Genomic DNA, 12,059 nt, shown 5'->3' with positions numbered 1-12,059 from the left:
AATCTATTGTTTACTTTCATCTTGCTGTCTGAGGGGCGTCATAAAGCAAAATAATTAGTATTTAAAACATTTATTTCTGTAAGCTCTCAGATAGCTGAGAGCTGTATATATTTTTTAATTCTCCACTTTTACGATAGCCATTTTCCCGTTATATGGTTTAGATCCTTTAGCTTCTAATGCCTTAGTTGCTTCTGGCAATCCATCGAACTTATCGTAATAGATGTAATATTTACTTGTTGTAACGTTGTAGAAGAAATTAACATCTGCACGTCCAGCTGCTACAGCTTTTCTTAAGAATTCATCTCTTTTTTCAACGCTGTTGTGAACAGCAATAATTAAATAATAACCATTATCAGAATTTTTAATATTCTTAATAATCTGCATATTCGACTGGTCTTCACCAAAATCAAAGTCACTTGCTTTCAATGGTGTACTGCTTAATTTTGTTGTCTCTTTTATACGTTTAAGAGCAGCAACGTCCTGTGCATATCTTCCTTGATCATTTTCATAAGCTGCACGTTTAATTCTACGTTTTTTCTCAATCTCTGTTTCAGTCTTAATACGCTCCAAATTCGAAAGCAGAACCGCACTGTCTTGCTCCATTTTTAACTGTGCTGCTTTTAACTCATTTATCTTATCTAGATAAGCTTTATTTAAAGCGTCATTTTTATTTGGAACTTTTTTAAGTCTTTCGTTGTACAAATTAGTCAGCTTTGCAATCTCTTCTTTTTGCATTCTGCTCGCATCAGCAAGCTGTCCTTTTAAAGCTTCTAACTGACTGTTTTCGGCGGCAACGCTTTTAAATGGTTTTGGCTCTTTATAAATACCTTTTTCACTTAAATCGTTTTCTTCTCTTAAGTCGTTCAAGTCTCTTTGTTTATTAGCTACTGTTGTATTAAACTGAGACAATAAATCTTTCTGTACTTTACTTGAACTTTCTAACGATTGTGTTAAGTTTTCAATAGCTTTAGCAGTATCGTCTTTTGGAGTTGCTGCCACTCTTGCAGCTGCTTCAGCTGCTAATCTTGCCTGAAGAGCTTCAGCATCGGCTTTCGCTTTCGCATCTGCCAATAATTTTGCTTCACGTGCTTCTTCTGCTAATCTTAACTGTCTCGTTTCTTCTTCCGCTTTCATTTTTTCAGTCGCTTCTGCATCAGCTTTAGCTTTGGCATCTGCTAATAATTTAGCCTGAGCCGCCTCCATATCTGCTTTTGCTTTTGCATCAGCTGCTAGTTTTGCTTGACGCGCTTCTGCATCCGCTTTTGCTTTTTCATCCGCTGCTTGTTTTGCTCTAAGAGCTTCAGCATCTGCTTTGGCTTTAGCATCTGCAGCTAACTTAGCTTGTAGTGCTTCTGCATCTGCTTTAGCTTTTGCATCGGCTGCAAGTTTCGCTTGTAAGGCTTCTGCATCTGCTTTAGCTTTCGCATCTGCTGCAAGTTTAGCTTGAAGTGCATCGGCTTTAGCTTTTGCCTCAGCATCAAGTTTTGCTTTTTCTTCAGCCGCTTGTTTTGCTTTCAGAGCTTCAGCATCGGCTTTCGCTTTTGCATCTGCAGCTAATTTAGCCAAGCGAGCTTCTTCAGCTTGTTGTAGTTGTTTAGCTTCAGCGTCTGCCTTTGCTTTCGCAGTTGCTTCTGCATCAGCTTTCACTCTAGCATCGGCAATTAGTTTCGCTTGTAATGCGACCATATCGGCTTTTGCTTTAGCTTCTGCTGCCAATCTCGCTTGTTCCGCTTCTGCATCAGCTTTCACTTTTGCTTCAGCTGCCAGTTTCGCTTGTAATGCTTCTGCATCTGCTTTTGCTTTAGCCTCAGCAGCCAGCTTAGCTTGAGCATCGGCTTTTGCTTTAGCATCAGCTACTAATTTTGCTTGAAGTGCTTCAGCATCGGCTTTCGCTTTTGCTTCTGCGGCAAATTTTGCTTGTGCTTCGGCATCTGCTTTTGCTTTAGCATCTGCAGCCAGCTTAATTTTTAAAGCTTCGGCATCAGCTTTCGCTTTTGCTTCTGCCGCTATTAATGCTTGTCTTGCTTCGGCATCTGCTTTTGCTTTTGCATCGGCAGCTAATTTTTCTTTTAAGGCCGCATCCGCAGCTGCTTTCGCTTTTGCATCTGATGCAAGTTTCGCCTTATTTGCAGCATCAATTGAAGCTTTAGTTTTTGCTTCAGCTGCAGCTTTTGCTTTTGCTTCGGCAGCTAACTTAGCTTGCAATGCATCCGAATCTGCTTTTGCTTTTGCATCTGCAGCAAGTATAGATTGTAAATCTGCTTCTTCTGCTTTCGCTTTAGCTTCCGCTTTTCGTTTTGCTTCAGCCGCATCGGCCTTAGCTTTATCATCTGCTGCTAATTTTATTCTTAATGCTTCCGCATCTGCTTTGGTCTTGGCATCAGCCGCAAGTTTAACTTTAAGAGCCTCTGCATCTGCTTTTGCTTTATCAGCTGCTAACTGAGCCTGTGTTTTTTGTGGAGCTGCACTAGCTGCTGCAGGTTTATTTGCAATTGCTTGAGCTCTCGCTGCTGCAGCTGCATCAACTCTTGCTTTATTATCTGCGGCAAGTTTAATTCTGCGCGCTTCAGCATCTGCTCTGGCTTTATCTGCAGCCAATTGTGTTTGTGTTTTTTGTGTTGTGGCAACTGCTCTATTTGCTGTTGCGGTTTGTGCTCTCGCACTGGCCGCGGCATCAGCTTTCGCTTTAGCATCGGCTGCTAATTTTATCTTAATAGCTTCCGCATCTGCTTTCGCTTTATTATCTGCTTCTAATTTTGCTTTTGCTGCGGCTTCGGCATCAGCCTTCACTTTTTCTGCAGCGGCAAGTCTAACTTGTTTTGCTTCTGCATCAGCAATAGCTTTAGCTTCAGCTGCTAATCTAGCTGTTTCGGCACCACTCACTCTCGTAACTGGAGCACTTGTAGTTTTCTTAGCCATTACTGGTTTTGGTTTTGCAGGATCTATTAATGAACCTTCTTCATCTTCACCGTAATAGTAATTTTTACTTTTAAATTTATATGCAATTGCAAACTCATGAGAACCTCCCATATTGGTAAAATTTCCCATTCCTCTTTCATAATTGTATTCGATCGAAATGCTAGGCGAGATATTAACCCCTAAACCAGCCGAAATTCCATATAAAGTATTATATCCTGCCTGCGCCCAAACTCCTTGCGGAATAGCAAGCATAGCAAGTCCAGAAATAACTGTTTTATCTTTTTTAATCTCTGTTTTTACAAGTCCCGAAAATTTACTTCTGTCAAAAAAACCAAAACTATCCAAATAACCGGTGTACATTCCATGCAATTGTATGGCTCTTTCGGGATCATCCTTTACCATTCCTGAACCAAAATTGTAAAGCACTAAGTTGTTTATCGATAATCCGAAATCTAGAAAAGCAGTTCCGTAATTAATACCTGGATTAACAGTTAATAAAGTATTTGAGGGATATTCTCCGTTTAAAACTTCAATATCATCTGAAACGATTTTACCTCTGTCTAATCCGCTTTTATAAACACCTACATTCAAACCGAATGTTAAGTTGCTGTCTTCTTGTAATACGATGTTGTGAGCAAAATTTCCGACTCCGCCAAAAACAGTCATTAAACCATAATTTTGTTGAAATAAACCAAAAGCGAAAGCTTCATTTTCTCTAAAACGACCTGAATAACCCGCCAAATAAGTTTGCGGCGCATTGTCAAATTGTACCCATTGTCTTTTATTATAAAAACTTGCATAGGCATTTGTTTCTCGAACAAAACTAAACGCTGGGTTAATTAAATATCTGTTGAACTTTAAAGAATTTCTTATAGGCATTGAAAACGAAACAACTCCATTCTCATTTTGTTCCTGAGAATAGAGTGCATTTGAAAAACCGTAAAATAAAGTTATGAATAGTAAAATTTTCTTCATCTTATTTAATCACAGTTATTGATCCTTTTTTTTCACCGGTGTCTGATTGAATGACATAGTAATATACTGGATTTACATTTTTAAAATCTATTGCCGTCTGCGGCCAATCGCCTTGATAGTTGTAAACATCAAGCACTTTTTCGCCGTTTGAACTTAGAATAATTACTTTAGTACTAGCATTTTTATAAGCATCAGGAATATTCCAATATGGATTTGCACTGCTGAGCTTAATTATATTCTGAATAACTGTAGATGGTGCTGTTGGACCAGTAACTTTAAAACTAAATTCCTGAGAAGATATACATCCTGTAGTCTGAGAAATTTTTGCTTTATAGTTACCAGGTGCGGCTACCAAATATGATCTTGATGTTGCTCCTGCGATTACATTTCCATTTAATGACCACTCATACTCTGGACTAGCAGCGTCTGTAGTAAGGCTCACATTAACTGTTTCACCTTCATTAAGAGAAGTAGTATCTGCAACATCTATACTTGCTGTAAAACCGTTACTTTTAAGATCGATAGATCCTGAAGCGCTGCAGCCTCCAAAATCGACATCAACGGAATAAACACCAGATTCATTTGTGGCATATGAACGACCTACAGCATCTTTAATCGCAACTCCATTCTTTTTCCATTGATACTTATTTCCTGCGGTTGCTGTTAAAATTGTACCTGTGCCGTTTGAACAAAAAGGATTTCCTAAGTTTGAATCGATTGTAACGCCAGAACCTCCGCTCGAAGTAGCGACTGTCACTTTGTTTGAACTAATATTAACATCTGAACATTTACCGTAATTGACCACAACATAGTAACTCCCTGCTGTATTTACAACAAGGTCTTTACCGCTTTGACCAGCAATAGCAATATCGTCTTTATACCACGTATATGTAAGTTTTGTAAAGTTTAAAGGTGATGAATTAGGTATAGAAGGTGTACTATTATCTATTGAAAGAGTTACACTTCCACCTGGACAGATCGTTACATTAGTATTTTGATTATTAATAAAGAATTTAGATTCAAAATCTTTATAATAAACAGGAAAAGAAGTGTCTCCAATAGAGTTTTTAAATCGAACACTTGTAACAGGAGATGCTCCTGAACTTTTAACTCTCAATCCGTACAAATCTGAACCGGTCAAACTTACAGGAACTGCAAATTTTATCGTTTTCTGTGTAGAACTAACATCCACAGCATCTAAAAAAGTTGTTGCTATAGGATTATTTGAATTGTCTAAAATTTCTATGACAAATGTGGTTCCAGCAGGAAAATTAACATAACTAAATGATGCATAAAACTCATTAAATGAACTTCCCGCACATAACTTTTCCAATCCATCAAGCTGCTTTGGAATAATAGTCTGCCCATAAGAACTCGATTTAGTAAATAGAATTATGCTAAATAAAATAAGTAATCTGGTAAAAGAAAAAGTAATTTTTTGAATCATATAGTACGTGTTCTAGATAAGTCTATACGTTCAAAAAATAAGATATCTATGAATGTTTCTGAAAAATCATATTTATAGTTCTCAATAATATCTTTTGCAAGAATTGAAGTTGCACTAATTAATGAATTTTCATTACAGTCTGCACTTAGATCCTTCATTTCAGTTGCAATAGTAAGGCTGTCCTTGGGGGTGGACAGCCCTGCTATAAACTGATTAGAATTCTCTAATTGACTGATCCCTTTAGCAGGATCATTTTTTTGGTTTGTCGCTTTAAACGAAGTCAAACTGCACTGAGCTTCAACAGAAACTATAGATTCTGTTGTTGCAGCACTTTGTGCATATAGACTTAACGATATAGGCGAAAACAAAAATATTGTATATAAAAAATACTTTTTTGTAGATTGAGCCATTATGTCTTGATCTTTATTTGGTCCGGTTGAGACGATACATAAATTGTGTCTGGGGACTTTATTAATAAAATTTACGCGTTGAAATAAAAATCGAAATCTATTTATCTATTGCCGCTTGAAGCTGTGATTTTTCCTAATTGTAATCTAAAATCTGGTTTTTTAGCGTTGAAAATGTCAATGAATGTTTCCTTGTTGCTGCTTTGAGAATAAACGTTAAAAAACACGCTGTTTCCGTACCAGCTCTCTAAATCTTCATTGTTAGAATTGTACTCTGTAAAGATATTTCCTTTACATAGGTTGAAGTACATTTCTTCAAATTTGATTTTTTTAAGATTAGCATCATTGATCTCCGTTTTACTGTCTAACAATACAGCAGGATTAAATCCAGAGATTACACTTCTTTTCATTTCAAGAGAAGCATTTTCGGCCACATAAACAGCCTCTTTTACTAAACCTGATTGAATATCAGCATTGATGTTTTCACTGTCGTTAAGCATTGTGATATTCGTAGCAACAACAAGCGTTTGTTTTTTAGTAAAATCTGTTTCACTTTTCTTTTCATATGATTTTACTTCCATACAACGAGATCCATCTTTGTTACTAGACAAGTAAGATGATCTAACGGCTAATGAATTGTATAAACGACATTGAACTCCTTGAGTAAATTTGTAATCGTCGTTGATTGATTTATAAGAAACAAATTTTGTAGCATTTACATCACCTCCAAAGAAAGCAAATGAATCTCCTCCAGAGTAGCTTACCATTACATTTTCTAAGATTGTTTTACTACCAACTCCAGCGATAGTTAATCCGTTGAAAGTATCTAAACCTTTAACTTTTTTTCCAGCAAATTCGATTCTAACAAATCGCATTATACCAGAATTTGAAGCTGTATTATCACCACCATAAGTAGTAAGAGTTGGGTCAAGATCTAGGTTATAAGAACCTACATTTCCAAATTTGTTAATTGGAGCATCTCCAAGAATAACAACTCCACCCCAGTCTCCAGCTTTTTTCAAGCTTCTGTTAGAAGTAAAAACAATTGGATCAGTTTCTAAACCATCGGCCATAATTTGTGCACCTTTAGTAACTACCAATGTTCCTTTTGTTTCAAAATCACCAATAATTAATGTTCCTGGTTCAATTGTTAAAACTGCATTATTTGTAACATACACGTTACCTTGCAAAACATAAATATTCCTCTTCAGCAATTTTGTGTTAACAGAAATGTTTCCTGCTAAAATTTGGTTTGCTTCTCCGTAATCTACTTTGTTAGGCTTAAATTCGGTCCAGTTGTTTAACCAATTGGTGTAGCCCATAATTCCTTTCTCTTGTTGAGCACTCATACTTGTGACTGTCAAAAAGATACAGATCATTTGAGTAATTTTTTTCATGATAAGGGGGGTATTGGGGGTTAATAATAAATTTGGTTATGCGTAAATGAAAAAACTCATCTCGAAATTTTCTGTTGGTATCCAGAACACATCGAGAACGAGTTAATTTTCTTTCTTCTTTCAAAATGCAGTATAAACTTAAAAGCCGTACAAGCATCAAAAAAGTGATTTAAAATATTTTTATAAAAATTACATTTCGTTCAAATCGTTGAATTCGTGTAAAGATTTCAATGTACTTTCGTAAAATAAAATTGCTGCGATTAAGTTTCCTTTATCTGAATATGGCATCATTTTTCTTTGAAATTCTACCGTAGTGTCTAAGAAATTTGTTGTGCCAACAGCCTGAGCATCTAAAACTTTTTTGTGTTCGTTATCGTCTGGAATACCTAAGTCTGCCATTGTAACACCTGGTTTTGTAACCAACGCAATGTAAGGGAGAGTTTTTACTAAAACTTTTATTCGTTCAATGTATAACTCTAACAATTCTCCTTTTTGCATACCACTCAATTCTTTTTGATCGTGATATTTACGAATAAGAGCTGTCGTACTAATTATACTTCTTGGAGCATTCTTTGCCTGAGCTGAAGCAGCTGCAGTTGTCAAGATAAAAAATGCACTTAATAAAATAATTTTCCCTTTCATAAATTCTTATTAAATAATTGGTTGTTGATGAAAACAAAAATATAGAAATTAACTTAAATTGCAACTTTATTGATTTGTTTTTTCAAAAAAAAAGCTTAAAAAAAGCTTAAAAACCAGCGTTATGTCGAGAAAATGTGCGTTTTACCGTGCTTTCTGTTAAAATTGTTAAAATCCAAACCGTAAGATTTAAGCCATAAAAAATAGAGCAAAATCTACTCTAAATAACCAAAAAAAACATATGTTCGTCATTTTTTTGAAAAAAATATTAACAAAAAAGTCTTGATATTTACTCGCGTGAACTATTTTATTAACAAAAGTCCGTTAACAAACCACAAATATTTTTATAAAAATCCATCAGAATCTCATAAATTAAAGCAGCAGCATAATCTTTATCTGGAAAATTTTTGACTACATCATTTTCTTCTATCTTTGCTTCATGCAATTTTCACAAATTTTAGGTCAGGATTACATCAAAAGCCATTTAATAAAAAGCGCGTCTTCTGGACGAATTCCGCATGCACAATTATTCATCGGCCCCGAAGGAAGCGGTACATTATCGACAGCAATTGCTTATGCGCAGTATATTTTGTGCAATAACTCTGGAAATGAAAACGAAAATGGTAACGATTCCTGTAACCTGAAATTTCAAAATATTTCGCATCCCGATCTGCACTTTATTTACCCTACGGTTACAACCGAAGATGTAAAAACAAAACCAAAAAGCTTAGATTTTATTCAGGATTGGCGAACTTTCATTCACGAAATGCCATATGGCGGATTATTTGACTGGTATAAAATACTTGGCGTTCAAAACAAACAAGGAGAAATAAGAGTTGAAGATGCACAGGAAGTTTTAAAATCACTTTCACTGAAATCATACGAAGGCGGTTATAAAATTATGATCATTTGGATGGCTGACAAAATGAATATTGCAGCTTCAAACAAACTATTAAAACTTCTGGAAGAACCTTCGGATAAGACAATTTTTATTCTGATTTCTGAAAATGAAGAAGATATTATTCAAACCATACGCTCTCGATGTCAAGTAATTCACTTTAACGGACTGCCGGAAAAAGTAATTGCCGAAGCTTTAATTTCAAAAGAAAATCTCGACGAAAAATCAGCTTTCAAAATTGCACATCAAGCCCAGGGAAATTTCAATAAAGCACTTCATCTGCTCAAAGAAGATGATTCTGAATATCCATTTGAACAATGGTTTGTCAATTGGGTTCGCGCCGCTTTTAGAGCAAAAGGAAATGCTGCCGCAATTCAGGATTTAATTTCCTGGAGCGAAGAAATTGCAGGACTTGGCCGCGAAAGCCAAAAAAAGTTTATTCAGTTTTGTATTGAAATGTTTCGTCAAGCACTTTTGCTTAACTATCAAGCGCCAACTTTGGTTTATATTGAACCTAAAGTAGACAAATTTAAACTGGAGAATTTCGCGCCTTTTGTAAACGGCAATAATATTCATGAAATTTTCAAAGAACTTTCAGATGCGATGTATCACATTGAAAGAAACGGAAATGCAAAAATAATCTTAACCGATTTATCTATAAAACTGACTCGTTTAATTCACAAAAAATAATTTTCAGATGAATAATGCCGCCTCTATTTTATTATTAGCATTTTTAGCCATAACTTTTTTACAATCAGGTTATGAAAAGATTTTTTATTGGAAAGATAATGTTGAATGGCTTAAAGGTCATTTTGCCAAAACACCTCTAAAAAACCAAGTTCCTCTTGCCCTATTTCATTTATTAATATTAGAATTAATTTCTGGTGTTTTATGTGTTGTTGGAGCAATTCAGTTGTTAACAAACAGCGGCCGAGAATATGGCTTTTATGGAGCAATTTTCTCGTGTATTTGTTTGTTAATGATGCTTTTCGGACAGCGATTAGCAAAAGATTATGATGGTGCAAGAACCATTGTAATTTATTTTATTCCTGCTGTAATGGCCGTTTATTGGTTGAATTAGTCGACCATAATTTTAAAAAAGTAAGCCGCAATTTAAAAGATTTTTAAATCTGGAAACGGCGCAAGAAAATAAAATTTTATCAAAAAATGAATGCAAAACATCCTTCAGAATCCCTAACTATTTTAACCGATTTAGTTTTACCAAGTGAAACAAATCCTTTAAACAATCTATTTGGCGGTGAGTTACTTGCACGTATGGATCGTGCAGCAAGTATTGCGGCACGCAGACATTCTCGCCGAATTGTAGTAACGGCATCTGTAAATCACGTTGCTTTTAACAGAGCTATTTCACTAGGAAGTGTTGTAACTGTTGAAGCAAAAGTATCAAGATCTTTCAAAAGTTCGATGGAAGTTTTCATTGATGTTTGGGTAGAAGATCGCGAATCTGGAAGCAGAACAAAAGCAAATGAAGCCATTTATACTTTTGTTGCTGTTGATGATACTGGAAGACCTGTTGAAGTACCGCCAATATTACCTGAAACTGAACTTGAAATACAACGATTTGATGCAGCTTTGCGCCGTAAACAGCTGAGTTTAGTTCTTGCTGGGAAAATGCAACCGTCTGACGCCACAGAACTAAAGGCTTTGTTTCTATAGTAAAATTTGTTACAATTTATGACAATCTGAGTCGCCTAAACTTCAAAAAAAAGAAGTATTTTTACCAAATTACAAGCCTAAAAAATAAAAATCAGGACACTGTTTACTCTTTTTGATTTTTATTGAAAAGAAACAAAATAACAATTTTAGACAAAATAAAAAGATGAGTTCAGACAAAGAAGCCAAATTAAAAGCGTTACAATTAACGCTTGATAAACTTGACAAAACCTACGGAAAAGGAACCGTAATGAAAATGGGCGATAAAGCCATCGTGGAGGTAGAAACGATTTCTTCTGGCTCACTTGGCGTTGATTTAGCTCTTGGGGTAAATGGTTATCCAAAAGGAAGAATTATTGAAATATACGGTCCAGAATCATCTGGTAAGACTACATTAACATTACATGCTATTGCCGAAGCTCAAAAAGCAGGCGGTATTGCTGCATTTATCGATGCAGAGCATGCTTTTGATAGAAATTATGCTGAAAAATTAGGTGTAGATATCGAAAACCTAATTATCTCACAACCAGACAATGGAGAACAAGCTTTAGAAATTGCTGAAAACCTGATTCGTTCTGGTGCAATTGATATTGTTGTTATTGACTCTGTTGCCGCTTTAACGCCAAAAAGTGAAATTGAAGGTGAAATGGGAGATTCGAAAATGGGTCTTCACGCACGTTTAATGTCTCAGGCTTTAAGAAAATTAACGGGAACAATTAGTAAAACCAACTGTACTGTTTTCTTTATCAACCAGCTGCGTGAAAAAATTGGTGTAATGTTCGGTAATCCTGAAACTACAACTGGTGGTAACGCATTAAAATTCTACGCTTCAGTTCGTTTGGATATTCGTCGTTCTTCTCAAATTAAAGACGGTGAAAACGTAATTGGAAACAGAACAAAAGTTAAAATCGTTAAAAACAAAGTTGCACCGCCTTTTAAAACTGCCGAATTCGACATTATGTACGGAGAAGGAGTTTCTAAAACTGGTGAAATTCTTGACTTAGCGGTTGAATTTGAAATCGTTAAAAAAGCAGGATCTTGGTTTAGTTACGGAGATACAAAATTAGGACAAGGACGCGATGCTGTAAAAGCCTTAATTAAAGATAATCCAGAACTAGCTGATGAATTAGAAGTAAAAATTAAAGCGCATATCAAAGAATTAGCAAACGCTTAAATAATTAAAAATCTGTAATTTAAAGATTTAATAAATACCACCCGACGAGTTAACTTGTCGGGTTTTTTATTTATAAAACAAATTATATACTTAATCTAACTAACTATGCTAAACAACATCCACAAATTTTTTGATAATTTTAATACCCTCTTTTATTGGTTATTAATACTCACAACTTGGCTGCTTGCGGGAGATATTTCGGGAAATTTATTCTTAAACAAACCACTAAGCATTATTCTAGAAACACTAAAAATTGATGATTTGCTAGTCATTTTTGTATCTCAAATTTTATTTATTCTAACCTCTTTGATTATTTACGAAATCATAAAAATTACAGCCTTATTCATCTCAAAAAATTCACCAGAAAACACTAAAGATGATATTTCTAGGCAATACATGAGCTATGATGAATTAATTAATACAGCAGTAAAAAATAACAATCAAACAATGTATAATTATTCTAAAGATTTTCAGAATGAAATTATGCACTTTCAAAATCAAAAACATTTATGTTTCACCATTATTTTAC

At 35.1% G+C, this 12,059-nt stretch carries 10 protein-coding genes; 5 read left to right on the top strand and 5 right to left on the bottom strand.

The window, feature by feature from the left end:
- Nucleotides 1–114: 114 nt before the first annotated feature.
- The 5 genes from B0A81_RS04950 to B0A81_RS04930 form a co-directional block, all read right to left on the bottom strand.
- On the bottom strand, nt 115–3,894 hold the full coding sequence (locus tag B0A81_RS04950) for a PorP/SprF family type IX secretion system membrane protein (protein ID WP_089056996.1): 3,780 nt from the start codon (nt 3,892–3,894) through the stop codon (nt 115–117).
- A gap of 1 nt (nt 3,895) precedes the next feature.
- Entirely contained in the window at nt 3,896–5,341 is a 1,446-nt protein-coding gene (sprC, locus tag B0A81_RS04945) for a gliding motility protein SprC (protein ID WP_089056995.1), read from the bottom strand.
- Nucleotides 5,338–5,751 (bottom strand): hypothetical protein, encoded by a 414-nt coding sequence (locus B0A81_RS04940; RefSeq protein ID WP_089056994.1) that lies wholly within the window; start codon nt 5,749–5,751, stop codon nt 5,338–5,340. Before B0A81_RS04940 ends, sprC begins: the two co-directional genes overlap by 4 nt.
- A gap of 101 nt (nt 5,752–5,852) precedes the next feature.
- Complete coding sequence (locus B0A81_RS04935; protein ID WP_089056993.1) at nt 5,853–7,145, bottom strand: hypothetical protein; 1,293 nt, start codon at nt 7,143–7,145, stop codon at nt 5,853–5,855.
- Between the two features lie 189 nt (nt 7,146–7,334).
- Nucleotides 7,335–7,787, bottom strand: a complete 453-nt coding sequence (locus B0A81_RS04930; RefSeq protein WP_089056992.1) for a hypothetical protein — start codon at nt 7,785–7,787, stop codon at nt 7,335–7,337.
- A gap of 436 nt (nt 7,788–8,223) precedes the next feature.
- Between B0A81_RS04930 and B0A81_RS04925 the strand changes: the two genes are divergently transcribed.
- From B0A81_RS04925 to B0A81_RS04905, 5 genes are all read left to right on the top strand, one after another.
- Nucleotides 8,224–9,372, top strand: coding sequence for a DNA polymerase III subunit (locus tag B0A81_RS04925; RefSeq protein WP_089056991.1), 1,149 nt, complete (start codon nt 8,224–8,226; stop codon nt 9,370–9,372).
- Nucleotides 9,373–9,379: 7 nt separating this feature from the next.
- Complete coding sequence (locus tag B0A81_RS04920) at nt 9,380–9,763, top strand: DoxX family protein (RefSeq protein ID WP_089053499.1); 384 nt, start codon at nt 9,380–9,382, stop codon at nt 9,761–9,763.
- A gap of 86 nt (nt 9,764–9,849) precedes the next feature.
- The gene (locus B0A81_RS04915) at nt 9,850–10,359 is read left to right on the top strand and encodes an acyl-CoA thioesterase (protein ID WP_089056990.1); all 510 of its coding nucleotides are present in this window, start codon (nt 9,850–9,852) and stop codon (nt 10,357–10,359) included.
- Nucleotides 10,360–10,522: 163 nt separating this feature from the next.
- Nucleotides 10,523–11,530: a recombinase RecA gene (gene recA, locus B0A81_RS04910; RefSeq protein WP_089053501.1), complete on the top strand. Its 1,008-nt coding sequence runs from the start codon at nt 10,523–10,525 to the stop codon at nt 11,528–11,530.
- Nucleotides 11,531–11,635: 105 nt separating this feature from the next.
- A partial coding sequence (locus tag B0A81_RS04905; protein ID WP_133063642.1) for a hypothetical protein occupies nt 11,636–12,059 on the top strand: 424 nt, incomplete at its 3' end.

The sequence above is a fragment of the Flavobacterium plurextorum genome (genome assembly GCF_002217395.1).
In the GTDB taxonomy this organism is placed as follows: domain Bacteria; phylum Bacteroidota; class Bacteroidia; order Flavobacteriales; family Flavobacteriaceae; genus Flavobacterium; species Flavobacterium plurextorum.
The sequence above is the reverse complement of the archived record's forward strand: the minus strand, read 5'-3'. Positions and strand labels throughout refer to the sequence as shown.